We start from the raw sequence: 21,931 nt of genomic DNA on the forward strand, positions 1-21,931 counted from the left end.
TCAAACAAAAAGGATCACCTTCAATCAGGTTCTTGTCAGGATTTCGTAACCTTCTTCTGTGATCGCAATCGTGTGTTCAAAGTGCGCACACATTTTACCATCAACTGTTACGACTGTCCAGTTATCAGCAAGTGTCTTGACGTAGCGACTTCCTGCATTCACCATCGGTTCAACCGCTAGTACCATGCCGGGCTTCAGGCGAGGTCCTTTATCAGGCGGACCAAAATGAGGAATTTGCGGTGCCTCATGTAAGTCTTGCCCTACACCGTGCCCCACATACTCCCGTACGATTGAAAAACCGTTTTCTTCAGCATACGTTTGAACAGCATGAGAGATGTTCGATAGTCGAACACCCGGTTTTGCTTCTTCCAAGCCACGGTAGAGTGATTCTTCCGTCACTTCAAGCAGCTTCTGTGTCTCTTCCGGAATATCTCCTACCGGATAAGTCCAGGCTGAGTCACCGTGATAGCCTTTGTACTTTGCGCCAATATCAATGCTGATAATGTCGCCGTCCGCAAGCTTACGGTTACCCGGGATACCGTGTACGAGTTCTTCGTTCACAGAGGCACAAATGCTTCCACTAAAACCGTTGTATCCTTTGAAGGATGGAACCGCGTCATGCTGACGGATGAACCGGTCAGCAATCTCATCAAGTTCCTTCGTTGTGATTCCAGGCGCTATATGCTTTTGCAGCTCCTGATGGGTTAACGCAACGATCTTGCCTGCTTCGCGCATGATCTCAATCTCGCGAGGAGTCTTGCAAATGATCATTAGCGAAGGCCCCCAAGCAATTCATCAACGTCAGTGAATACCTTGTTGATATCCTGCTGGCCGTCAATGTCTCTGAGCACACCTTTTTGACTGTAGAAGTCAAGAAGCGGCTGAGTTTGCTTCATATTAACATCTAAACGATTTTGAACAGTTTCCGGTTTGTCATCTTCACGCTGGTAAAGCTCTCCACCGTCTTTATCACATTTACCTTCAACTGCAGGAGGGTTGAATACTGTGTGATACGTCGCACCGCAGGTCTTACAAATCCAGCGGCCGGTAAGACGCGTCATCAGTTCTTCTTTTTCCACCTTAATGTTTAGAACATAGTCAAGTTCTTTGCCAAGGTCTTTGAGTAATGCATCAAGCGCATCGGCCTGTGCCACTGTTCTCGGGAATCCATCTAACAGAAACCCTTCTTGGCAATCGTCTTTGCTTAATCGTTCACGAACAATACCGATCGTTACTTCGTCCGGTACCAGGTCGCCCTGATCCATGTACGATTTCGCCTTCAATCCAAGTTCTGTTCCGTTCTTAATTGCTGCACGGAACATATCCCCTGTCGAAATATGAGGGATGTTATATTTTTCAATAATTCTTTCAGCCTGAGTGCCTTTTCCGGCACCAGGTAATCCCATTAAAACAATATTCACAAGTAAGCCCCCTCATTTACGATGGGCTTCAGGGCTCGCACCCCAAAACCATGTGATTATCTCATGAACCCTTTATAGTTCCGTTTTACCAGCTGTGCTTCAAGCTGCTTCATTGTCTCAAGCGCAACCCCTACAACGATCAACAGGCTGGTACCGCCAATTTGAACCGATTGTGGAAGACCCGCAAGATTAATGAAGAAGATTGGCAGGATTGAAATTACTGAAAGGAAAATCGCTCCTACGAAAGTTAAACGGTAAAGAACGCTTGTCAGGTAATCCTGAGTCGCTTGTCCAGGTCGGATCCCTGGGATATAACCACCTTGTTTTTTAAGGTTTTCTGCCATATTCTCCGGATTCACCTGAATGAATGCGTAGAAATACGTGAACGCAACGATCAGTGCAACGTAAATCGTCATACCGATTGGCTGTGTGTAATCAAACACTTCCTGAATCGTTGTTGTAATGTTGTTCTGACCAAAGAAAGTTACGAGTGTCTGCGGTGTGATAATAAAGGAAATCGCGAAGATTACCGGAATTACCCCTGCAGCATTCACTTTCAATGGAATGTGTGACGACTGTCCGCCCGTTGCCGGTGCATTCTTGCCGCCTACACGCTTTGCATACTGAACCGGGATTTTACGCAATGCCTGCTGAACGAAGATTACGCCAACAGTGATTGCAACAACCGCAAGTGCCAGTAGTGCCAGAATGACGATGTTAAGGAAAAGCTGTTCCCCTGCACCTTCAATCTGTTGTGCATATAACTGATTAACGCCATTAGGAATAGCGGCCACGATACCTGCAAAGATGATGATGGAAATACCATTTCCAACACCTTTTGCTGTGATCTGCTCTCCTAACCACATTAAAAAGGCTGTCCCGGCTGTCAGTACGACTGCGATTAGCATGTACGTTGTAATCGATGTATCAGGGATCAGTGATCCTCCATACATACGATTAAAGCCATAAGACATTCCGATTGCCTGGATAAATGCCAGTACAATCGTAAAGTAACGTGTAAACTGAGCCAGCTTACGACGTCCTACATCTCCCTGTTTGGACCACTCAGCAAATTTCGGTACAACGTCCATTTGCAAAAGCTGAACAATGATGGAGGCCGTGATGTACGGCATAATGCCCATCGCCAGGATCGAGAAGTTGATTAATGCTCCACCGCCGAATGTATTCATAAATCCGATCAGGCCGGCCATTTCATCCTGTGCCTGAAGAACTTGTGCATCTACACCCGGAACCGGAATGAAAGTTCCGATCCTAAAGACCACCAACATTAAAAGGGTGAAAATAATTTTATTTCTTATATCACCCACGCGCATAAAATTGGAGATTGTCCGAAACATTAAACCACCTCAGTTGTTCCGCCGGCAGCTTCAATTGCTTCTTTAGCAGCAGAAGAGAATTTGTGAGCTTTAACAGTCAGCTTCTTCTCTACGTTACCTTTAGCAAGGATCTTAATTCCTGCTAATTCTTTGCTTACTACTCCAGTTTCGATTAGAAGTTCCGGTGTTACTTCCGTACCTTCTTCAAAACGGTTAAGTGTGTCAAGATTAACAATCGCAAATTCCTTGCGGTGGATGTTTGTGAATCCACGCTTTGGAAGACGACGTGCTAATGGGTTCTGACCACCTTCAAAGCCTGGTCTTACGCCTCCGCCTGAACGTGCGTTTTGACCTTTGTGACCTTTACCTGAAGTTTTACCATTACCAGAACCGATTCCGCGGCCAACGCGATTGCGCTCTTTGCGAGATCCTTCTGCAGGTTTTAACTCATGAAGTTTCATAGTGGCACCTCCTTGTTGATAAACATGAAATTAGATTTCTTTAACTGATACCAGGTGAGACACTTTATTGATCATTCCGCGAATAGCTTCGTTATCCTGCTGTTCAACAGTCTGGTTAGTCTTACGAAGACCAAGAGCCTGAACTGTTGCACGCTGATCTTTACTGCGTCCGATCACGCTGCGAGTGAGGGTAATTGCTAGTTTATTTGCCATCACTTATCCCTCCTTATCCTAACAGTTCTTCCACTGACTTACCACGTAGCTTAGCAACGTCTTCTGCACGCTTAAGCTGCTTAAGGCCGTCAATTGTGGCACGAACCATGTTGATTGGTGTGTTAGAACCTAGTGATTTTGAAAGAATGTCGTGGACACCTGCAAGTTCAAGTACCGCACGAACTGGTCCACCAGCGATGATTCCTGTACCAGGAGATGCTGGTTTGATTAAGATTGAGCCTGCACCGAAGCGGCCTGTAACAAGGTGAGGAGTTGTTCCTTCAACCATTGGTACTTCAATCAGATTTTTCTTCGCGTCTTCGATTGCTTTACGGATCGCATCAGGTACCTCTTGTGCTTTACCTGTACCGAAACCTACATGGCCATTCTTGTCTCCTACTACTACTAGAGCAGAGAAACGGAAGCGGCGGCCACCTTTAACAACCTTAGCGACACGGTTAATCGTAACTACGCGTTCTTCAAGTTCAAGTTTGTTTGGATCAATGCGACGCATCTGGATTGTCCCTCCTTTTTCTATTAAAATTCAAGTCCGTTTTCACGTGCAGCATCAGCAAGAGCTTTCACGCGGCCGTGGTAAAGATATCCTCCACGATCAAATACGACTGATTTCATTCCTTTTTCAGTTGCACGCTTAGCGATTGCTTCGCCAACCTTTTGTGCAGCTTCGACGTTTCCGCCGTTTTCAAGACCAAGCTCTTTCGTAGATGCTGCAGCTAGTGTTACGCCGTTTGCATCATCGATAAGCTGAACGTAGATGTGCTTGTTTGAACGGTAAACATTCAAACGCGGACGAGATTCAGTTCCCGTGATCGTTGTACGAACACGTGCATGACGCTTCTTACGTACCGCATTCTTGTCAACTTTAGTAATCAATCAAGGTCACTCCTTTCATGCGCCTAGGCGGCATTATTTACCTGTTTTACCTTCTTTACGACGAACATATTCGCCTTCGTAACGGATTCCTTTACCTTTGTAAGGCTCTGGAGGACGTACGTCACGGATGTTTGCAGCTAGTGCGCCAACGCGCTCTTTGCTTGCGCCTTTAATTGTAACCTTTGTGTTTGAAGGAACTTCGATTTCGATTCCTTCTTCCGGTGTGATCTCAACTGGGTGAGAGTATCCTACGTTAAGAACAAGCTTGTTACCTTGTTTCTGTGCACGATATCCAACCCCGATAAGCTCAAGGCTACGTTCGAAACCTTTAGATACACCCTCGATCATGTTGTTCAGGATCGCACGAGTTGTACCGTGGATTGTACGGTGTTCTTTAGAGTCAGAAGGACGGACAACTGTAAGTGTGCTGCCTTCCTGCTCGAATTTCATTTCTGAGTTAAAAGTGAATGAAAGTTCACCTTTAGGTCCTTTAGCAGTAACATGTGAACCGTCAAAAGTTAATGTTACATCTGAAGGTACCTCGATTGGTTTTTTTCCTACACGAGACATTTTGTTGCACCTCTCTTTCGATTAAAAAATATTACCAGACGTATGCTAGAACTTCTCCGCCAACTTGCTTAGCGCGAGCTTCTTTGTCAGTTACAACGCCAGTTGAAGTAGATACGATTGCAATTCCTAGGCCGTTCAGTACGCGTGGAAGCTCATCAGCTTTTGCGTAAACACGAAGACCTGGTTTTGAAATACGCTTAAGGCCAGTGATAACACGCTCATTGTTTGCACCATACTTAAGGAAGATGCGAATGATACCCTGCTTGCTGTCCTCGATATATTCAACGTCACGGATGAAACCTTCACGCTTAAGGATTTCTGCGATTTCTTTCTTCATGTTAGAAGCAGGTACCTCTAGCTTCTCGTGACGAACTTGATTCGCATTACGGATGCGAGTCAGAAGATCTGCGATTGGATCTGTCATTGTCATATTAATTTACCTCCTTCCCAAAATCGGGTATTACCAGCTGGCTTTCTTAACGCCAGGAATTTGACCCTTGTATGCTAGTTCACGGAAACAAATACGGCACAGCTTGAATTTACGTAGTACTGAGTGTGGACGTCCGCAACGTTCGCAACGTGTATACTCTTGTACTTTAAATTTTTGCTTGCGCTGTTGTTTCGCAATCATTGATTTTTTAGCCACGTTTACGCCTCCCTTTTATAGAGATTACTTTTGGAATGGCATACCGAATTGTGTTAGAAGCTCACGAGACTCTTCGTCTGAGTTAGCTGTCGTTACAATTACGATGTCCATGCCACGTACTTTGTTCACTTTGTCATAATCGATCTCTGGGAAGATAAGCTGCTCTTTAACACCAAGAGTGTAGTTACCGCGACCGTCGAAAGACTTTTTAGATACTCCGCGGAAGTCACGTACACGTGGAAGAGATACAGAGATTAGCTTGTCTAGGAAGTCATACATACGCTCGCCGCGAAGTGTAACTTTCGCACCGATTGGCATACCTTCACGAAGACGGAAGCCTGCGATAGATTTCTTAGCTTTTGTAATCAAAGGCTTTTGACCAGTGATTGTCGTAAGCTCCTCTACAGCTGTATCTAGTGATTTAGTGTTTTGAACTGCTTCACCAACACCCATGTTGATTACGATTTTTTCGATTTTTGGCACCTGCATTACAGAAGTGTAATCGAACTTCTTAACTAGAGCAGGTGTAATTTCATTATTGAACTTTTCTTTTAGGCGGTTCATGCTTGAGTACCTCCCCTCTTCATTAACTATTTATCTAAAGATTCACCTGATTTTTTAGCAATACGTACTTTCTTGCCGTCCTCAACTTTGTAACCAACGCGTGTTGGTTCGTTTGTTTTCGGATCGATCAGCATCACGTTTGATACGTGAATAGCTGCCTCCATATTGGAGATTCCACCTTGTGGATTCATTTGTGAAGGTTTTGAATGTTTCTTAACGATATTCACACCTTCAACAACTACGCGGTCAGTTTTCGGAGAAGCAGCAAGAACAGTACCTGTTTTGCCTTTATCTTTTCCGGAAATAACCATTACTTTGTCGCCTTTTTTAACGTGCATCCTGTCGCACCTCCTTGATACGGTGGTTGATTATCAATTAAAGAACTTCTGGTGCTAGAGAAACAATCTTCATGAAGTTGCTGTCACGAAGTTCACGAGCAACCGGTCCGAAGATACGAGTTCCACGAGGGCCTTTGTCGTCACGGATGATGACACAAGCATTCTCATCGAACTTGATGTACGTACCATCTTTACGACGAACGCCGCTCTTTGTACGAACGATTACCGCTCTTACAACTTCACCTTTTTTAACAACGCCTCCTGGTGTTGCTTGTTTCACTGTGCAGACGATCACATCACCAATATTAGCAGTCTTGCGGCCTGAACCTCCAAGAACTTTAATGGTTAACACTTCACGTGCGCCAGAGTTGTCAGCTACTTTTAAACGCGATTCCTGTTGAATCATGTAGGTTACCTCCCTTCGGAATTAACATTTCCGAACAATATATTAGATAATAACCGCTTCTTCTACGACTTCCACTAGACGGAAACGTTTTGTTGCTGAAAGCGGACGAGTTTCCATAATACGAACAATGTCGCCAACTTTGGCTTGGTTTTGTTCATCGTGAGCTTTGTACTTTTTAGAGTACTTTACTCGTTTGCCATAAAGTGAATGTTTCTTTTGCGTTTCTACTAGCACTGTGATTGTTTTGTCCATTTTGTCCGAAACAACACGGCCAGTGTAAACTTTACGCTGGTTGCGTTCACTCATGCTGCAAACCTCCTCTCAGTTATCAGTTGTTAGCGCCAATTTCTCTTTCACGAATCACGGTTTTCATGCGAGCAATGGCTTTTCGTACTTGACGGATGCGAGCAGTGTTTTCAAGCTGACCAGTAGCCAGTTGGAAACGAAGGTTAAATAGCTCTTCCTTCAAAGATTTTACTTTTTGTTCAATTTCGGCAGTGGTTAGGTCACGAATTTCATTAGCTTTCATTTGATTCACCACCAATTTCTTCTCGTTTTACAAACTTAGTCTTAACCGGAAGTTTGTGTGATGCAAGACGAAGTGCTTCACGAGCAACTTCTTCAGATACTCCAGCGATTTCGAACATAATCTTACCCGGCTTTACAACTGCTACCCATCCTTCTGGTGCCCCTTTACCGGAACCCATTCGGACTTCTAGAGGTTTCTTAGTGTAAGGCTTGTGTGGGAAGATTTTAATCCATACTTTACCGCCACGTTTCATGTAACGTGTCATCGCGATACGAGCAGACTCGATCTGACGGTTAGTGATCCAGCTAGCTTCAAGAGCTTGAAGACCGTATTCACCAAAGCTTACTTCAGTACCGCCTTTTGCCTGTCCGCGCATCTTTCCACGGTGTACACGACGATATTTAACGCGTTTAGGTAATAACATGATTAGTTTCCTCCTTCCTCGGATTTCTTGTGGTTCTTGGTAGGAAGAACTTCTCCACGGTAGATCCATACTTTAACTCCAAGCTTACCATACGTAGTATCCGCTTCAACGTGAGCGTAGTCGATGTCAGCACGAAGAGTATGAAGTGGAACAGTACCTTCACTGTAATGTTCAGCACGTGCGATGTCTGCTCCGCCTAGACGACCAGAAACCTGAGTTTTGATCCCTTTAGCGCCAGCACGCATTGTGCGTTGGATTGATTGTTTTTGTGCACGACGGAAAGACACACGGTTTTCCAGTTGACGTGCAATGTTTTCACCTACAAGTTTCGCATCAAGATCAGCGCGTTTGATTTCAACGATGTTGATGTGAACTCGCTTGCCAGTGATCTTGTTAAGGTCTTTACGAAGTGCTTCGACTTCAGTACCACCTTTACCGATAACCATACCTGGCTTAGCAGTGTGAATTGTAATATTAATGCGGTTAGCCGCACGTTCGATTTCTACTTTAGAAACTGATGCTTCTTTCAGACGACCTTCAATGTAGTCACGTACTTTAAGGTCTTCATGAAGTAAGTCTGCGTAGTCTTTTCCTGCGAACCATTTTGATTCCCAGTCACGAATGACTCCGATACGTAGTCCAATTGGATGTACTTTTTGACCCACGCGTTATCCCTCCTTTTTTTCAGATACCACGATTGTAATGTGGCTTGTACGTTTATTAATGGCACTTGCACGGCCTTGTGCACGAGGACGGAAACGTTTAAGTGTTGGTCCTTCGTTTACAAATGCTTCAGAAATCACAAGGTTGTTAATGTCCATGTCGTAATTATGCTCAGCGTTCGCTACAGCAGATTTTAATACTTTCTCGATTACTGGTGATGCAGCGCGTGGTGTGTGGTTTAAAATAGCCACCGCTTCGCCAACCTGCTTACCGCGGATTAAATCTGCTACTAGGCGTACTTTACGAGGAGCAATACGAACTGTTCTTGCAACAGCTTTTGCTTGCATTAGGATAGCCTCCTCTCAATTAGCGTCTTGTTTTCTTATCATCACTTGCGTGACCTTTGTACGTACGGCTTGGTGCGAATTCACCAAGTTTGTGACCAACCATATCTTCAGTCACGTAAACCGGTACGTGCTTACGTCCATCGTATACAGCAATTGTATGACCGATGAAGTTAGGGAAGATTGTAGAACGGCGAGACCAAGTTTTTACAACCTGCTTCTTGTCCGCTTCATTAAGCTTCTCAACCTTTGACATTAAGTGATCGTCCACGAAAGGTCCTTTTTTCAAGCTGCGACCCATACTGGAACCTCCTTTCGTGATTGCCCTACGGTTCGTTTGTTGAACCGTAGCTCAATCCCGTTATTTTTTACGACGGCGTACGATAAACTTATCGGACTTGTTTGTCTTCTTACGAGTCTTGTAACCAAGAGTTGGTTTGCCCCATGGTGACATTGGTGATTTACGGCCGATTGGCGCTTTACCTTCACCACCACCGTGTGGGTGATCATTCGGGTTCATTACAGATCCACGTACAGTTGGGCGTTTGCCTAACCAGCGTGAACGTCCTGCTTTACCGATGTTGATTAGTTCGTGCTGTTCGTTACCAACTTGTCCTACTGTAGCACGGCAAGTTGCAAGGATCATACGAGTTTCGCCTGAGTTAAGACGTACAAGTACGTATTTACCTTCTTTACCTAGAACCTGTGCTGATGTACCAGCTGAACGTACTAGCTGACCACCTTTACCAGGCTTAAGCTCGATGTTGTGGATTACAGTACCCACTGGGATGTTGATTAGTGGAAGTGCGTTACCTGTTTTGATGTCCGCTTCAGGACCTGACATGATTTCCATGCCTACTACTAATCCTTTAGGAGCTAGGATATAACGCTTCTCACCATCAACGTAGTTGATTAGTGCAATGTTTGCTGAACGGTTTGGATCGTATTCGATCGTAGCAACGCGTCCTGGAATGCCATCTTTCGTACGAGCGAAATCGATGACACGGTATTGGCGCTTATGGCCTCCACCATGATGACGAACTGTTAACTTACCCTGGTTGTTACGGCCACCTTTACGCTTAATAGGCGCAAGAAGTGATTTTTCCGGCTTGCTAGTTGTAATCTCAGCAAAGTCAGAAGCTGTCATGCCGCGACGACCGTTAGAGGTAGGTTTGTACTTTTTAATCGCCATGTCTGTTCCCTCCTCTTCTATTTATCGGTTTATTTTAAACCTCGAAAAATTCGATTTCTTTGCTATCTTCTGTCAGGGTTACAATTGCTTTGCGACGCTTGTTAGTAAAACCAGTGTAACGTCCCATGCGCTTGAATTTACCTTTGTAGTTCATGATGTTTACTTTCTCAACATCCACTCCAAAGATTTCCTGGATTGCGTCTTTCACTTGTGTTTTGTTCGCACGAGTGTCGACTTCGAACGTGTATTTCTTCTCACCCATAAGGTCTGAAGAACGCTCAGTAATTACGGGGCGCTTAATAATATCGCGAGCATCCATTATGCAAGCACCTCCTCTACTTTTTGAACTGCACCTTTCGTCATAACCACTTTGTCGTGGCCAAGTACATCAAGTACGTTGACGCCAGTAGCAGAAATAACTGTTACGCCTGGAATGTTACGTCCAGATAGAGCAACGTTTTCGTCAAGACCTTCAGTCACAACTAGGACCTTCTTGTCTAGTGAAAGGCTGCTTAATACTGAAGCAAATTCCTTCGTTTTTGGCGATTCGAATGAAAGCGCCTCTAGAACTAAGATGTTTTCTTCAGCAACTTTGCTTGAAAGAGCTGATTTGATCGCCAGACGACGAACTTTTTTAGGAAGCTTATAGCTATAGCTGCGTGGTGTTGGACCGAATACAGTACCACCGCCGCGCCATTGTGGTGAACGGATCGAACCTTGACGGGCACGTCCAGTTCCCTTCTGACGCCATGGCTTACGACCGCCGCCGGCTACTTCAGAACGATTTTTTACTTTGTGAGTTCCCTGACGCTGTGCAGCACGCTGCATCAGTACAGTTTCGAACATCACTGCGTTGTTTGGCTCAATGCCGAAGATGGATTCGTTAAGCTCGATATCACCAGCTTGTGAACCATCCTGTTTGAATACGGATACTTTAGGCATTCCTGTTTCCTCCTTTCCGATTAACGTTTATTATTTCGCTTTAATCGCGCTTTTTACTGTGATAAGTGACTTGTTAGGGCCAGGAACGTTCCCTTTTACAAGTAATAGATTACGCTCAGCATCAACCTTAACGATTGAAAGGTTCTGAACTGTAATTCTTTCTCCGCCCATGCGTCCAGGTAGTAGTTTACCTTTGAATACGCGGTTTGGATCTACAGGACCCATTGAACCAGGACGACGGTGGTAACGAGAACCGTGTGTCATCGGTCCGCGGGATTGGTTGTGACGCTTGATTGCACCCTGAAAACCTTTACCCTTCGATACTCCTGTTACATCTACTACATCGCCTTCTGCGAAAATATCAACCTTGACTTCTTGACCAATCTCATACTCGCCAAGCTCAACACCGCGGATTTCACGGGCGAAGCGCTTAGGAGCCGTTTCAGCTTTAGCGGCATGTCCTTTTGATGGTTTGTTAGCAAGCTTTTCGCGCTTGTCTTCGAAACCGATCTGGATTGATTCGTATCCGTCAGTATCAACAGCTTTCTTTTGAAGAACTACGTTTGGAGTAGCTTCGATAACTGTTACTGGGATAAGATCGCCGTTCTCAGCAAAAACCTGAGTCATTCCAATCTTTCTTCCTAAGATTCCTTTGGTCATTAGTCACACCTCCTATAATGTTTATTCATGTATTTTTTGTTGATTAAAGTTTGATTTCGATGTCAACGCCAGACGGTAAATCAAGACGCATTAGCGCATCTACCGTTTGTGGTGTTGGGTTCACAATGTCTACCAGACGCTTGTGCGTGCGCATTTCAAACTGCTCACGAGCATCCTTATATTTGTGGACCGCACGAAGAATTGTGTAAACAGACTTTTCAGTTGGAAGCGGGATTGGACCCGAAACACTAGCACCTGAACGTTTTGCAGTTTCAACAATCTTCTCAGCAGACTGATCAAGAATTCTGTGATCATATGCTTTCAAACGGATACGGATTTTTTGTTTTGCCATTATTTTCCCTCCTTTATCGCCTATTTAGGAATAGACATTCTCCGCAGAAATTTCCCACACACGAGCCATGGCAAAGCGGCCGGGTGTGTCGGCAACCTCCTGCATCATCGCAAGTCAAAGACCAACATTAAATATTATACAGAAAATAATTCATTTGTGCAACCCCTGTTGCAAAATTACTTTCTGAATACACTTTGTCTATTATAAGACCCTTCCGCCAGTCTTTCAAGTGGTATGAAAATATGCAGAAAATTCATAGGTTTTTCTGTGCGATGAGCTGATCGGCTGCTTCTGTCCATTGGTGATTTGTGCGAAATGATTTGTGTTTGTCCTGTAATAACGAACTGAAAGATAAGTAGTGAAGATCATCATCAGAGACCATATGCAACTCGATGCGGTCTTTTAATTTTTTCAAATCGCGATTGGCTGCAGCTGCCTTTTCATCTAAATGAAATAGTCTCGAGACCATGGCACCGAATCGTCTTTCTTCTATAGTAAAGTACCCTTCTCTCTCCCATCGTTTTAATTGTGCGATGTACTGTTGGTGCAGTTGGCTTTGATCAATCAGAGCAGCAAGCTCCCCTTCCGTGACAGGAGTGTGTTTCAGAGATTCTCTGTATGTAAGCATAACGATTGGCAGAATCGGCTGGATCTGACGCTTTGGTTTTTTAGTCTGCTTGTCATAGACTGATAGCCAGAGGTGGATTGGCTGCATTTGGGTGATGCTCCTTTCAGGTTAATGAGTTTCTACTATAGTAGTGTAGCGGATTTGGTGGATGTGGGGAAGCTGGATGATGAATGAGGTGGTGCATGTGTGACGCGGGCTGTGGTGAGAGATTGTTGCTGGAATTCGGTCACATGTGGAGGTTGTTGAGTCACATTCTGAGATTTTCGGGTCAGATACCGGATTTTTCGGGTCACATTTTTTCGGATTGGTGATTTTTGTATCACTTTCTCAGATTCCGAGTCACATCCATGAAATTTCAGGTCACATTCACCAATTTTTAGATCACATTCCTCAGCTGGTCTGATTTCTGATGCGCTTTGCAGCATTCATCAAAAAGGTCCTATGCAAAAATAAAAAAATCCTGCACCCATAAGGATGCAGGATCTGTATACGCAAGCAGAAATTACTTCTGGATAGAAGCTACAACGCCAGCGCCTACTGTACGTCCACCTTCACGAATAGAGAACTTAGTTCCTTCTTCGATTGCGATAGGAGAGATTAGCTCAACAGTCATTTCGATGTTGTCGCCAGGCATAACCATTTCTACTCCTTCAGGAAGGTTACATACGCCAGTTACGTCCGTAGTACGGAAGTAGAACTGTGGGCGGTAGTTAGTGAAGAATGGAGTGTGACGTCCACCTTCTTCTTTTGATAGAACATAAACTTCAGCTTTGAAGTTAGTGTGTGGAGTGATTGTTCCTGGCTTAGCAAGAACCTGTCCACGGTTGATGTCGTCGCGAGAAACCCCACGAAGAAGTGCACCAATGTTGTCGCCAGCTTCTGCATAGTCAAGAAGCTTACGGAACATTTCAACACCAGTAACAGTAGTTTTCTTCGGCTCTTCAGAAAGACCGATGATTTCTACTTCGTCACCAACTTTAACTTGTCCACGCTCAACACGTCCAGTAGCAACTGTACCACGACCAGTGATTGAGAATACGTCCTCAACTGGCATCATGAATGGCTTTTCAGTGTCACGCTCTGGAGTTGGGATGTAGCTATCTACAGCTTCCATAAGCTCATAGATTTTTTCTTCCCACTCAGCATCTCCTTCAAGAGCTTTAAGAGCAGAACCTTTGATTACAGGAACATCGTCGCCTGGGAAATCGTACTCAGAAAGAAGGTCACGGATTTCCATTTCAACTAGTTCAAGTAGTTCTTCGTCGTCTACCATGTCACACTTGTTCATGAATACAACAAGGTAAGGTACACCTACCTGACGAGAAAGAAGAATGTGCTCACGAGTCTGTGGCATTGGGCCATCAGCAGCAGATACTACAAGAATACCGCCGTCCATCTGAGCAGCACCAGTGATCATGTTCTTAACATAGTCAGCGTGTCCTGGGCAGTCAACGTGTGCATAGTGACGAGTGTCAGTTTCGTACTCAACGTGTGCAGTTGAGATTGTGATTCCGCGCTCGCGCTCTTCTGGAGCACCATCGATTTGATCGTATGCCATTGCAGTTCCACGACCATATTTCTTGTGAAGTACAGTTGTGATTGCAGCAGTTAGAGTTGTTTTACCATGGTCAACGTGTCCGATTGTACCAATATTAGCATGGGTTTTCGAACGGTCGAATTTTTCCTTAGCCATTACGGAATTCCTCCTTAAAATAATTAAAGTTAATTAGTTTTATTTTTAAATATGGCTTACCCTGGGAACGTGTCCCAGGAGTCACCATAGCTTACATAAGTAGTTATACTTTATTGTAAGGGTGAAATCAATTATTCACCTTTATTTTTTTTGATGATTTCTTCACTCACAGACTTCGGTACTTCCTCGTAGTGATCGAAGAACATTGAGAATGTTCCACGTCCCTGCGTGTTAGAACGAAGTGAAGTTGCGTAACCGAACATTTCAGCAAGCGGTACAAATGCTTTAACGATTTGTGTGTTACCGCGAGCAGACATACCTTCTACGCGTCCACGGCGAGCTGTAACGTCACCCATGATGTCTCCCATGTATTCTTCAGGGATCATAACTTCTACGCGCATTAGCGGCTCAAGAAGAACCGGGTTACACTTAGAAACTGCATTTTTAAGTGCCATAGATGCAGCAATCTTAAACGCCATCTCAGAGGAGTCAACATCGTGGTATGAACCATCGTATAACTTCGCTTTGATGTCGATTAGAGGGTAACCAGCAAGTACACCGTTGTCAAGTGAGTCTTCAAGACCCTGTTGAACAGCCGGGATGTATTCACGTGGTACAGATCCCCCAACGATTGCATTTTCAAATTCAAAGCCTGCTCCTTCTTCGTTTGGAGAGAATTCGATCTTAACGTGACCGAACTGTCCGCGACCACCAGACTGGCGGACGAACTTCCCTTCAACTTGTGCAGAGCCGCGGAATGTTTCACGGTAAGATACCTGTGGAGCACCCACGTTAGCTTCTACTTTGAATTCACGCTTCATACGGTCAACAAGGATATCAAGGTGAAGTTCACCCATACCCGCGATGATCGTCTGTCCAGTTTCCTGGTCAGTGTGCGCGTGGAATGTTGGATCTTCTTCCTGAAGCTTCTGAAGCGCCTGAGACATCTTGTCCTGGTCAGCTTTAGACTTAGGTTCGATCGCAACAGAGATAACCGGCTCAGGGAATTCCATAGACTCAAGAATAACAAGACTCTTTTCGTCACATAGTGTGTCCCCTGTAGTTGTGTCTTTAAGACCAACTGCAGCAGCGATATCTCCAGCATATACTTCAGCGATTTCTTCACGAGAGTTAGCGTGCATCTGCAGGATACGTCCTACACGCTCACGCTTACCTTTCGTTGCATTCTGTACGTAAGATCCAGAAGATAGTACACCAGAATAAACACGGAAGAATGTAAGCTTACCTACATAAGGGTCTGTCATAACTTTGAATGCAAGCGCAGAGAATGGCTCTTCGTCGCTAGCTGGACGAACAACTTCTTCTTCACTCTCAGGAACATGTCCTGTGATTGGCTTAACATCAAGTGGTGACGGAAGGTAGTCAAGAACTGCATCAAGCAGAAGCTGAACACCTTTGTTTTTGAAAGCAGAACCACAGATTACAGGATAGAATTCAACGTCACAAGTTCCTTTACGGATTGCAGCTTTGATTTCATCCACTGTCATTTCTTCGCCTTCAAGATATTTCATCATTAGATCTTCATCAAGATCCGCTACCGCTTCAATTAGCTTTCCACGGTATTCTTCAGCCTGTTCCTTGTATTCTTCAGGAATTTCACGCTGCTCAGTACGAGTACCAAGGTCATCTTCATAGAAGTATGCAACATTTTCAACTAGGTCGATGATTCCTTCGAATTCATCTTCCGCACCGATTGGCAGTTGAATTGGATGTGCATTCGCCTGAAGACGGTCATGCAGTGTTCCTACAGAATAAAGGAAGTCTGCCCCGATCTTATCCATTTTATTAACGAATACGATACGAGGTACACCGTATGTTGTCGCCTGACGCCATACAGTTTCTGTCTGCGGCTCAACACCCGACTGGGCATCAAGTACACCTACAGCACCATCAAGTACACGCAGTGAACGTTCAACTTCTACTGTGAAGTCTACGTGTCCTGGTGTATCAATGATGTTTACACGGTGGCCCTTCCATGAAGCAGTTGTTGCAGCAGATGTGATCGTGATCCCACGCTCCTGCTCCTGCTCCATCCAGTCCATCTGTGATGCACCTTCGTGCGTTTCACCGATCTTGTGGATACGGCCTGTGTAGTAAAGGATACGCTCCGTAGCAGTCGTTTTACCAGCATCGATGTGAGCCATGATACCGATATTACGAGTGTCTTTTAAGGAGAACTCTCTAGGCATTGGTCTTTCTCCTTCCTACTAAATGAGATTTGTGTTATAAAATGCTGAATCTTACCAGCGGTAGTGAGCAAATGCTTTATTTGCTTCAGCCATTTTATGCATATCTTCACGCTTCTTAACTGAAGCGCCAGTGTTGTTTGCTGCATCAAGAATTTCATTAGCAAGACGCTCTTCCATTGTCTTTTCTCCACGAAGACGCGCATAGTTAACTAACCAGCGAAGTCCAAGTGTAGTACGACGTTCCGGACGCACCTCAACCGGTACCTGATAGTTCGCTCCGCCGACACGACGAGCACGTACTTCAAGAACTGGCATGATGTTCTTAAGCGCCTGGTCGAATACTTCTAGAGCATCTTTACCAGAACGTTCCTGAACGATATCGAAAGCAGAATAAAGGATACGCTGAGCTGTACCTTTCTTTCCGTCAATCATGATTTTGTTTACTAGACGAGTTACCAGTTTCGAGTTATGAATCGGATCCGGTAAAACATCACGTTTTGCAACTGCACCTTTACGAGGCATGTGATTTCCTCCTTTCATAGGAAAATAACTTCTTTATATTGAATCGATTACTTTTGGTCTTTAGGTCTCTTAGTACCGTATAGTGAACGACCCTGACGGCGTCCATCTACACCAGCAGTATCAAGCGCACCACGTACGATGTGGTAACGTACCCCTGGTAAATCCTTTACACGTCCTCCACGGATAAGAACAACACTGTGCTCTTGAAGGTTGTGCCCGATACCAGGAATGTATGCTGTAACCTCGATCTGGTTTGTAAGACGCACACGAGCGTATTTACGAAGTGCCGAGTTCGGCTTCTTCGGTGTCATTGTACCAACACGAGTACAAACACCACGCTTTTGTGGTGATGAAAGGTTAGTCGCTTTCTTCTTGAAGCTGTTGTAACCTTTGTTAAGTGCTGGTGAGTCAGACTTTGAGCCCTTTGATTGGCGTGGATTACGCACTAATTGGTTAATAGTAGGCATGTTTATGTCCTCCCTTCTTCAATATTTTAAGCCCACACATCCAGGTGGTTCATTTTAGGGTAAAAACAAAGTCTTTGCAACTTTTGCTGCAAAAACATGTTTACATAGTAATGGCTACCGCAGCAGCACCAACCTCGATCCCGCACGCTTTCCCCAGCTTCTTCATTGAATCCACATGGGTAACGTTGACGTTCATCTCTTCAGCGGTGAGTAGCACCCGGTCAATTACATGGCGGTCGACATCTTCTGCAACGATGACTTCCTTTACTGACCCTGCTTTGAGTGCCTTTACAACTTGTTTGGATCCTACAACGATGTGTTTAGCCTGTGATACTTTTTCATAAGACATAATCATATCCTCCAAAGTAACAGGTTGTTAATTAGTAGCAACCTTGAATATATTATCATCTCAATGATAGGTTGTCAACAAAGTTTGTAAATAATTACGGTGTCTTTATAAAGATTAATGAGGATCGGCTGGTTTCCGGTAATCAATGTTGATTTGAGTAATCAGGACGACAGTTTGTTTTCTATCAGATCCGGCAACTTTTGCTTCAGAATAGAAATGAATTCATTTAGTTTGCAATTGATTGCTTCAATCTTGTATAGGATTCCTTCATTCTCTATTGAACACCTGTTAATTCCTTCATACGGAGTTGGAATTCCTTCAACAATGAAGAGCATTACATCATTTTAACATTTATCCCTTCAAGCAAGCTGATCATCCTGCAGATAACTTCCTATCTGCCTGGGCAAACTGCTCTTTTCCCGATTGAATTCATAATAGATAAAAAAGGTGACGCCACCAGGGCGCCACCTTTTTTGCTTTCACAGGCTGTGAATTATTCCACGGAAACTGCTTCTTCCTCTGGAATGTCTTCGTTTTCGATCTCAGCCTGGCGATAGCGCTGCATACCCGTTCCGGCTGGAACAAGTTTACCGATAATAACATTTTCTTTCAGACCAAGGAGCTCATCACGCTTCCCTTTGATTGCTGCGTCTGTCAGGACACGAGTTGTCTCCTGGAATGATGCAGCTGAAAGGAATGATTCTGTTTCAAGAGATGCTTTTGTGATCCCCAGGATAAGCGGGCGGCCAGTTGCCGGCTGCTTACCATCAAGCAGAACCTGTTGATTTGCTTCCATGAACTGGTGTACATCAAGCAGTGAACCTGGCAGCAGTTCTGTTTCTCCGGCTTCAATGACACGTACTTTACGAAGCATCTGGCGAACCATGACTTCAACGTGCTTATCACCGATTTCAACACCCTGCATACGGTATACTTTCTGTACTTCTTTCAGCAGATATTCCTGAACTGCAGCAACGTCACGGATCTTGATCAGTTCTTTAGGATCGATTGAACCTTCTGTCAGAACCTGACCGCGTTCGATGACATCGTCAACTGCTACTTTCAGACGTGCAGTGTAAGGAGCAGAATAAGTCTTTGTTTCTACTTCACCTTTCACTGTAATATCCTGCTGACGGTCTTTACCTTCAGTGATCTCCGTTACGACACCATCAATTTCAGAAATCGTCGCCTGACCTTTAGGGTTACGCGCTTCGAAAATTTCCTGGATACGTGGAAGACCCTGCGTGATATCGTCTCCTGCTACACCACCTGTGTGGAATGTACGCATTGTAAGCTGTGTACCCGGCTCACCGATTGACTGTGCTGCGATGATTCCGACTGCTTCGCCGACTTCAACTTTTTCACCAGTCGCAAGGTTCTTACCGTAACACTTCTCACATACGCCATGACGCGTGTTACAAGTGAATGCAGAACGGATTGATACTTCTTCTACACCAGCTTCAATAATCTGACGGGCGATATCTTCTGTAATCAGCTCATTGCGCTTCACGAAGATTTCTCCAGTCTTAGGATGCTTGACAGTCTGGTTTGAGTAACGGCCTTCGAGACGCTCTTCAAGCGCTTCGATGACTTCTGTTCCGTCTTTCAGTGAGCTTACGCGCAGACCACGGTCAGTGCCGCAATCTTCTTCACGGACGATTACATCCTGTGCTACGTCTACAAGTCGGCGAGTCAGGTAACCTGAATCGGCAGTCTTCAGTGCTGTATCGGCAAGACCTTTACGTGCACCGTGTGTAGAGATGAAGTACTCAAGTACTGTCAGACCTTCACGGAAACTTGACTTGATCGGAAGCTCGATGATACGTCCAGCCGGGTTGGCCATCAGACCACGCATACCGGCAAGCTGCGTAAAGTTAGATGCGTTACCACGGGCACCTGAGTCACTCATCATGTAGATCGGATTCAGGCTGTCGAGTGTAAGCATCAGCTTGTCCTGAATAACATCCTTCGCTGCTGACCAGATTGAGATGACACGCTCATAGCGCTCTTCTTCTGTAATCAGACCACGGCGGAATTGCTTCTGGACTTTATCAACTTTCAGCTGTGCATCGTCAAGGATTTCCTGCTTCTCAGGAAGTACCACGATATCAGCGATACCAATTGTGATACCTGCACGCGTTGAGTGCTTGAATCCAAGATTTTTCATGCTGTCCAGCATTTTAGATGTATCCGTTAAGTGGAATCGCTTGAAGACTTCAGCAATGATGCTTCCAAGGAATCCTTTCTTAAACGGTGTTACAAGATCAGCTGATTTGAAGTGTTCTTTTACATTCGTCGTCGGATCAACAAAGTACTTATCAGGTGTATTAACCTCAAGGTTCTCCATTGTCGGCTCGTTAATGTAGTGGAACTCTTCAGGAAGAATTTCATTAAAGATCACTTTTCCGACAGTTGTCAGAAGAAGCTTCTTATTCTGCTCTTCTGTAAATGTTGGTTTGTTTACAGCACCTGCATGGATCGCAATACGTGTGTGCAGGTGAACATAACCATTCTGGTATGCCAGAAGGACTTCATCCGCATCGCGGAATACTGAACCTTCACCTACAGCGTCTTTACGCTCTAATGTCAGGTAGTAGTTACCAAGTACCATATCCTGAGACGGTGTAACAACTGGCTTTCCGTCCTTCGGATTAAGGATATTCTGTGCAGCAAGCATAAGAAGACGCGCTTCAGCCTGAGCTTCAGATGATAGTGGTACGTGAACCGCCATCTGGTCACCGTCAAAGTCAGCGTTGTAGGCTGTACATACGAGCGGGTGAAGACGGATCGCACGGCCTTCAACCAATGTTGGTTCGAATGCCTGGATACCAAGACGGTGAAGTGTAGGGGCACGGTTAAGAAGAACCGGGTGCTCCTTGATTACATCTTCAAGTACGTCCCAAACTTCATCATGGACACGTTCAATCTTACGTTTTGCACTCTTAATGTTATGCGCAAGTCCGCGCTCAACAAGCTCTTTCATCACGAAAGGCTTGAACAGTTCAAGTGCCATTTCCTTCGGCAGTCCGCACTGATACATTTTCAGGCTAGGTCCAACAACGATAACTGAACGGCCTGAGTAGTCAACACGCTTACCAAGAAGGTTCTGACGGAAACGTCCCTGCTTCCCTTTCAGCATATGAGAAAGAGATTTTAGTGGACGGTTACCCGGTCCTGTAACCGGACGACCGCGACGGCCATTATCGATCAGTGCATCTACAGCTTCCTGTAGCATACGCTTCTCGTTCTGAACGATGATGCTTGGCGCACCAAGGTCCAATAGGCGCTTCAGACGGTTGTTACGGTTGATCACACGACGGTACAGGTCGTTCAGGTCAGATGTGGCGAAACGTCCACCATCAAGCTGAACCATCGGACGAAGTTCCGGCGGGATGACAGGTAATACATCAAGAACCATCCAGTCAGGAAGGTTTCCTGAGTTACGGAATGATTCTACTACTTCAAGACGCTTAATCGCACGCGTACGACGCTGTCCCTGAGCAGTTTTCAGTTCTTCTTTCAGCATTTCCGCTTCTTTATCAAGATCGATGTCCTGAAGAAGCTTGCGGATCGCTTCAGCTCCCATAGCAGCCTGGAATTTGCCGCTGTACTTTTCACGGTACGCGCGGTATTCCTTCTCAGAAAGAAGCTGTTTCTTTTCAAGAGCAGTATCCCCTGCTTCTGTTACTACGTAAGAAGCAAAGTAGATAACCTCTTCAAGCGCACGTGGTGACATGTCAAGAACAAGTCCCATACGGCTTGGAATACCTTTGAAGTACCAGATGTGAGATACAGGTGCAGCAAGTTCAATGTGACCCATACGTTCACGACGGACTTTTGCACGCGTTACTTCAACACCACAGCGGTCACAAACGACGCCCTTATAACGGACGCGCTTGTATTTACCGCAATGACACTCCCAGTCTTTCTGCGGGCCGAAGATTCGCTCGCAGAAAAGACCGTCTTTTTCAGGCTTCAGTGTACGATAGTTAATCGTTTCAGGTTTTTTTACTTCACCAAATGACCAAGAGCGGATCTTGTCAGGTGAGGCCAAACCAATTTTCATATATTCAAAGTTATTAACATCTATCAAGGAGCCTACCTCC

At 45.0% G+C, this 21,931-nt stretch carries 31 protein-coding genes; all 31 read right to left on the reverse strand.

The genetic code is table 11. The annotated features are described in order from the left end of the window. Nucleotides 1-24 precede the first annotated feature (24 nt). The 31 genes from map to rpoC all read right to left on the reverse strand — a co-directional run bounded on the left by map (nucleotide 25) and on the right by rpoC (nucleotide 21,918). Nucleotides 25-771 carry a type I methionyl aminopeptidase gene (gene map / locus UFB30_RS15775; RefSeq protein ID WP_322422655.1) on the reverse strand — a complete coding sequence of 249 codons (747 nt, stop codon included), beginning with the start codon at nucleotides 769-771 and terminating at the stop codon, nucleotides 25-27. Further along, nucleotides 771-1,421 (reverse strand): adenylate kinase, encoded by a 651-nt coding sequence (locus UFB30_RS15780; protein WP_322422656.1) that lies wholly within the window; start codon nucleotides 1,419-1,421, stop codon nucleotides 771-773. Before UFB30_RS15780 ends, map begins: the two co-directional genes overlap by 1 nt. Nucleotides 1,422-1,477: 56 nt before the next feature. Continuing rightward, nucleotides 1,478-2,779 carry a preprotein translocase subunit SecY gene (gene secY / locus UFB30_RS15785; protein WP_322422657.1) on the reverse strand — a complete coding sequence of 434 codons (1,302 nt, stop codon included), beginning with the start codon at nucleotides 2,777-2,779 and terminating at the stop codon, nucleotides 1,478-1,480. Continuing rightward, nucleotides 2,779-3,219 (reverse strand): 50S ribosomal protein L15, encoded by a 441-nt coding sequence (gene rplO, locus UFB30_RS15790; RefSeq protein WP_322422658.1) that lies wholly within the window; start codon nucleotides 3,217-3,219, stop codon nucleotides 2,779-2,781. Before rplO ends, secY begins: the two co-directional genes overlap by 1 nt. A 30-nt stretch (nucleotides 3,220-3,249) precedes the next feature. Then, entirely contained in the window at nucleotides 3,250-3,432 is a 183-nt protein-coding gene (rpmD, locus tag UFB30_RS15795) for a 50S ribosomal protein L30 (RefSeq protein ID WP_039806311.1), read from the reverse strand. 13 nt (nucleotides 3,433-3,445) lie between these two features. Continuing rightward, complete coding sequence (rpsE, locus tag UFB30_RS15800) at nucleotides 3,446-3,946, reverse strand: 30S ribosomal protein S5 (RefSeq protein ID WP_204730749.1); 501 nt, start codon at nucleotides 3,944-3,946, stop codon at nucleotides 3,446-3,448. Between the two features lie 23 nt (nucleotides 3,947-3,969). After that, the gene (rplR, locus tag UFB30_RS15805) at nucleotides 3,970-4,326 is read right to left on the reverse strand and encodes a 50S ribosomal protein L18 (protein ID WP_322422659.1); all 357 of its coding nucleotides are present in this window, start codon (nucleotides 4,324-4,326) and stop codon (nucleotides 3,970-3,972) included. 33 nt (nucleotides 4,327-4,359) lie between these two features. Next, nucleotides 4,360-4,896: a 50S ribosomal protein L6 gene (rplF, locus tag UFB30_RS15810; RefSeq protein WP_039806306.1), complete on the reverse strand. Its 537-nt coding sequence runs from the start codon at nucleotides 4,894-4,896 to the stop codon at nucleotides 4,360-4,362. Nucleotides 4,897-4,927: 31 nt separating this feature from the next. Then, on the reverse strand, nucleotides 4,928-5,326 hold the full coding sequence (rpsH, locus tag UFB30_RS15815; RefSeq protein WP_039806304.1) for a 30S ribosomal protein S8: 399 nt from the start codon (nucleotides 5,324-5,326) through the stop codon (nucleotides 4,928-4,930). Between the two features lie 30 nt (nucleotides 5,327-5,356). After that, nucleotides 5,357-5,542, reverse strand: coding sequence for a 30S ribosomal protein S14 (gene rpsN, locus UFB30_RS15820; RefSeq protein WP_036787751.1), 186 nt, complete (start codon nucleotides 5,540-5,542; stop codon nucleotides 5,357-5,359). Nucleotides 5,543-5,566: 24 nt separating this feature from the next. After that, nucleotides 5,567-6,106: a 50S ribosomal protein L5 gene (gene rplE / locus UFB30_RS15825; RefSeq protein WP_322422660.1), complete on the reverse strand. Its 540-nt coding sequence runs from the start codon at nucleotides 6,104-6,106 to the stop codon at nucleotides 5,567-5,569. A gap of 26 nt (nucleotides 6,107-6,132) precedes the next feature. Beyond that, nucleotides 6,133-6,444 carry a 50S ribosomal protein L24 gene (gene rplX / locus UFB30_RS15830; RefSeq protein WP_322422661.1) on the reverse strand — a complete coding sequence of 104 codons (312 nt, stop codon included), beginning with the start codon at nucleotides 6,442-6,444 and terminating at the stop codon, nucleotides 6,133-6,135. Nucleotides 6,445-6,481: 37 nt separating this feature from the next. Next, on the reverse strand, nucleotides 6,482-6,850 hold the full coding sequence (gene rplN, locus UFB30_RS15835) for a 50S ribosomal protein L14 (protein ID WP_039806296.1): 369 nt from the start codon (nucleotides 6,848-6,850) through the stop codon (nucleotides 6,482-6,484). A 42-nt stretch (nucleotides 6,851-6,892) separates the two neighbouring features. Beyond that, nucleotides 6,893-7,156, reverse strand: coding sequence for a 30S ribosomal protein S17 (rpsQ, locus tag UFB30_RS15840; RefSeq protein ID WP_322422662.1), 264 nt, complete (start codon nucleotides 7,154-7,156; stop codon nucleotides 6,893-6,895). Between the two features lie 22 nt (nucleotides 7,157-7,178). Then, nucleotides 7,179-7,379: a 50S ribosomal protein L29 gene (gene rpmC / locus UFB30_RS15845; protein WP_039806292.1), complete on the reverse strand. Its 201-nt coding sequence runs from the start codon at nucleotides 7,377-7,379 to the stop codon at nucleotides 7,179-7,181. Further along, nucleotides 7,369-7,803: a 50S ribosomal protein L16 gene (gene rplP, locus UFB30_RS15850; RefSeq protein WP_039806290.1), complete on the reverse strand. Its 435-nt coding sequence runs from the start codon at nucleotides 7,801-7,803 to the stop codon at nucleotides 7,369-7,371. The genes rpmC and rplP overlap by 11 nt, the downstream gene beginning before the upstream one ends. Before the next feature lie 2 nt (nucleotides 7,804-7,805). Beyond that, entirely contained in the window at nucleotides 7,806-8,468 is a 663-nt protein-coding gene (gene rpsC / locus UFB30_RS15855; RefSeq protein ID WP_041120840.1) for a 30S ribosomal protein S3, read from the reverse strand. A gap of 3 nt (nucleotides 8,469-8,471) precedes the next feature. Continuing rightward, nucleotides 8,472-8,813 (reverse strand): 50S ribosomal protein L22, encoded by a 342-nt coding sequence (gene rplV, locus UFB30_RS15860; RefSeq protein ID WP_322422663.1) that lies wholly within the window; start codon nucleotides 8,811-8,813, stop codon nucleotides 8,472-8,474. A gap of 19 nt (nucleotides 8,814-8,832) precedes the next feature. Beyond that, nucleotides 8,833-9,111 carry a 30S ribosomal protein S19 gene (gene rpsS / locus UFB30_RS15865; protein WP_322422664.1) on the reverse strand — a complete coding sequence of 93 codons (279 nt, stop codon included), beginning with the start codon at nucleotides 9,109-9,111 and terminating at the stop codon, nucleotides 8,833-8,835. A 60-nt stretch (nucleotides 9,112-9,171) separates the two neighbouring features. Continuing rightward, nucleotides 9,172-10,002, reverse strand: a complete 831-nt coding sequence (rplB, locus tag UFB30_RS15870) for a 50S ribosomal protein L2 (protein ID WP_322422665.1) — start codon at nucleotides 10,000-10,002, stop codon at nucleotides 9,172-9,174. A gap of 34 nt (nucleotides 10,003-10,036) precedes the next feature. Continuing rightward, nucleotides 10,037-10,321, reverse strand: coding sequence for a 50S ribosomal protein L23 (gene rplW, locus UFB30_RS15875; RefSeq protein WP_322422666.1), 285 nt, complete (start codon nucleotides 10,319-10,321; stop codon nucleotides 10,037-10,039). Next, nucleotides 10,321-10,944, reverse strand: coding sequence for a 50S ribosomal protein L4 (rplD, locus tag UFB30_RS15880; RefSeq protein ID WP_039806280.1), 624 nt, complete (start codon nucleotides 10,942-10,944; stop codon nucleotides 10,321-10,323). Before rplD ends, rplW begins: the two co-directional genes overlap by 1 nt. 30 nt (nucleotides 10,945-10,974) lie before the next feature. Beyond that, nucleotides 10,975-11,604, reverse strand: coding sequence for a 50S ribosomal protein L3 (rplC, locus tag UFB30_RS15885; RefSeq protein WP_322422667.1), 630 nt, complete (start codon nucleotides 11,602-11,604; stop codon nucleotides 10,975-10,977). A gap of 43 nt (nucleotides 11,605-11,647) precedes the next feature. Next, complete coding sequence (gene rpsJ / locus UFB30_RS15890; protein ID WP_039806276.1) at nucleotides 11,648-11,956, reverse strand: 30S ribosomal protein S10; 309 nt, start codon at nucleotides 11,954-11,956, stop codon at nucleotides 11,648-11,650. Between the two features lie 253 nt (nucleotides 11,957-12,209). Next, complete coding sequence (locus tag UFB30_RS15895) at nucleotides 12,210-12,671, reverse strand: hypothetical protein (RefSeq protein ID WP_322422668.1); 462 nt, start codon at nucleotides 12,669-12,671, stop codon at nucleotides 12,210-12,212. 415 nt (nucleotides 12,672-13,086) lie between these two features. Beyond that, complete coding sequence (tuf, locus tag UFB30_RS15900) at nucleotides 13,087-14,277, reverse strand: elongation factor Tu (protein WP_322422669.1); 1,191 nt, start codon at nucleotides 14,275-14,277, stop codon at nucleotides 13,087-13,089. A gap of 131 nt (nucleotides 14,278-14,408) precedes the next feature. Further along, nucleotides 14,409-16,487: an elongation factor G gene (gene fusA, locus UFB30_RS15905; RefSeq protein ID WP_322422670.1), complete on the reverse strand. Its 2,079-nt coding sequence runs from the start codon at nucleotides 16,485-16,487 to the stop codon at nucleotides 14,409-14,411. A 51-nt stretch (nucleotides 16,488-16,538) separates the two neighbouring features. Further along, the gene (gene rpsG, locus UFB30_RS15910) at nucleotides 16,539-17,009 is read right to left on the reverse strand and encodes a 30S ribosomal protein S7 (protein ID WP_039806267.1); all 471 of its coding nucleotides are present in this window, start codon (nucleotides 17,007-17,009) and stop codon (nucleotides 16,539-16,541) included. Nucleotides 17,010-17,056: 47 nt separating this feature from the next. Next, entirely contained in the window at nucleotides 17,057-17,476 is a 420-nt protein-coding gene (gene rpsL / locus UFB30_RS15915) for a 30S ribosomal protein S12 (protein WP_041120831.1), read from the reverse strand. Between the two features lie 100 nt (nucleotides 17,477-17,576). After that, entirely contained in the window at nucleotides 17,577-17,825 is a 249-nt protein-coding gene (locus tag UFB30_RS15920) for a 50S ribosomal protein L7ae-like protein (RefSeq protein ID WP_322422671.1), read from the reverse strand. Between the two features lie 493 nt (nucleotides 17,826-18,318). Next, complete coding sequence (gene rpoC / locus UFB30_RS15925) at nucleotides 18,319-21,918, reverse strand: DNA-directed RNA polymerase subunit beta' (RefSeq protein WP_322422672.1); 3,600 nt, start codon at nucleotides 21,916-21,918, stop codon at nucleotides 18,319-18,321. Between the last annotated feature and the right edge of the window lie 13 nt (nucleotides 21,919-21,931).

It is taken from the genome of Jeotgalibacillus haloalkalitolerans (assembly GCF_034427455.1).
GTDB lineage: Bacteria > Bacillota > Bacilli > Bacillales > Jeotgalibacillaceae > Jeotgalibacillus > Jeotgalibacillus haloalkalitolerans.

Bases quoted from the DNA above. Each gene is read 5' to 3' on its own strand.
- map (WP_322422655.1), bottom strand. From the start codon at position 771: ATGATCATTTGCAAGACTCCTCGCGAGATTGAGATCATGCGCGAAGCA.
- secY (WP_322422657.1), bottom strand. From the start codon at position 2,779: ATGTTTCGGACAATCTCCAATTTTATGCGCGTGGGTGATATAAGAAAT.
- rplO (WP_322422658.1), bottom strand. From the start codon at position 3,219: ATGAAACTTCATGAGTTAAAACCTGCAGAAGGATCTCGCAAAGAGCGC.
- rpmD (WP_039806311.1), bottom strand. From the start codon at position 3,432: ATGGCAAATAAACTAGCAATTACCCTCACTCGCAGCGTGATCGGACGC.
- rpsE (WP_204730749.1), bottom strand. From the start codon at position 3,946: ATGCGTCGCATTGATCCAAACAAACTTGAACTTGAAGAACGCGTAGTT.
- rplF (WP_039806306.1), bottom strand. From the start codon at position 4,896: ATGTCTCGTGTAGGAAAAAAACCAATCGAGGTACCTTCAGATGTAACA.
- rpsH (WP_039806304.1), bottom strand. From the start codon at position 5,326: ATGACAATGACAGATCCAATCGCAGATCTTCTGACTCGCATCCGTAAT.
- rplE (WP_322422660.1), bottom strand. From the start codon at position 6,106: ATGAACCGCCTAAAAGAAAAGTTCAATAATGAAATTACACCTGCTCTA.
- rplX (WP_322422661.1), bottom strand. From the start codon at position 6,444: ATGCACGTTAAAAAAGGCGACAAAGTAATGGTTATTTCCGGAAAAGAT.
- rplN (WP_039806296.1), bottom strand. From the start codon at position 6,850: ATGATTCAACAGGAATCGCGTTTAAAAGTAGCTGACAACTCTGGCGCA.
- rpsQ (WP_322422662.1), bottom strand. From the start codon at position 7,156: ATGAGTGAACGCAACCAGCGTAAAGTTTACACTGGCCGTGTTGTTTCG.
- rpmC (WP_039806292.1), bottom strand. From the start codon at position 7,379: ATGAAAGCTAATGAAATTCGTGACCTAACCACTGCCGAAATTGAACAA.
- rplP (WP_039806290.1), bottom strand. From the start codon at position 7,803: ATGTTATTACCTAAACGCGTTAAATATCGTCGTGTACACCGTGGAAAG.
- rplV (WP_322422663.1), bottom strand. From the start codon at position 8,813: ATGCAAGCAAAAGCTGTTGCAAGAACAGTTCGTATTGCTCCTCGTAAA.
- rpsS (WP_322422664.1), bottom strand. From the start codon at position 9,111: ATGGGTCGCAGCTTGAAAAAAGGACCTTTCGTGGACGATCACTTAATG.
- rplB (WP_322422665.1), bottom strand. From the start codon at position 10,002: ATGGCGATTAAAAAGTACAAACCTACCTCTAACGGTCGTCGCGGCATG.
- rplW (WP_322422666.1), bottom strand. From the start codon at position 10,321: ATGGATGCTCGCGATATTATTAAGCGCCCCGTAATTACTGAGCGTTCT.
- rplD (WP_039806280.1), bottom strand. From the start codon at position 10,944: ATGCCTAAAGTATCCGTATTCAAACAGGATGGTTCACAAGCTGGTGAT.
- rplC (WP_322422667.1), bottom strand. From the start codon at position 11,604: ATGACCAAAGGAATCTTAGGAAGAAAGATTGGAATGACTCAGGTTTTT.
- rpsJ (WP_039806276.1), bottom strand. From the start codon at position 11,956: ATGGCAAAACAAAAAATCCGTATCCGTTTGAAAGCATATGATCACAGA.
- UFB30_RS15895 (WP_322422668.1), bottom strand. From the start codon at position 12,671: ATGCAGCCAATCCACCTCTGGCTATCAGTCTATGACAAGCAGACTAAA.
- tuf (WP_322422669.1), bottom strand. From the start codon at position 14,277: ATGGCTAAGGAAAAATTCGACCGTTCGAAAACCCATGCTAATATTGGT.
- fusA (WP_322422670.1), bottom strand. From the start codon at position 16,487: ATGCCTAGAGAGTTCTCCTTAAAAGACACTCGTAATATCGGTATCATG.
- rpsG (WP_039806267.1), bottom strand. From the start codon at position 17,009: ATGCCTCGTAAAGGTGCAGTTGCAAAACGTGATGTTTTACCGGATCCG.
- rpsL (WP_041120831.1), bottom strand. From the start codon at position 17,476: ATGCCTACTATTAACCAATTAGTGCGTAATCCACGCCAATCAAAGGGC.
- UFB30_RS15920 (WP_322422671.1), bottom strand. From the start codon at position 17,825: ATGTCTTATGAAAAAGTATCACAGGCTAAACACATCGTTGTAGGATCC.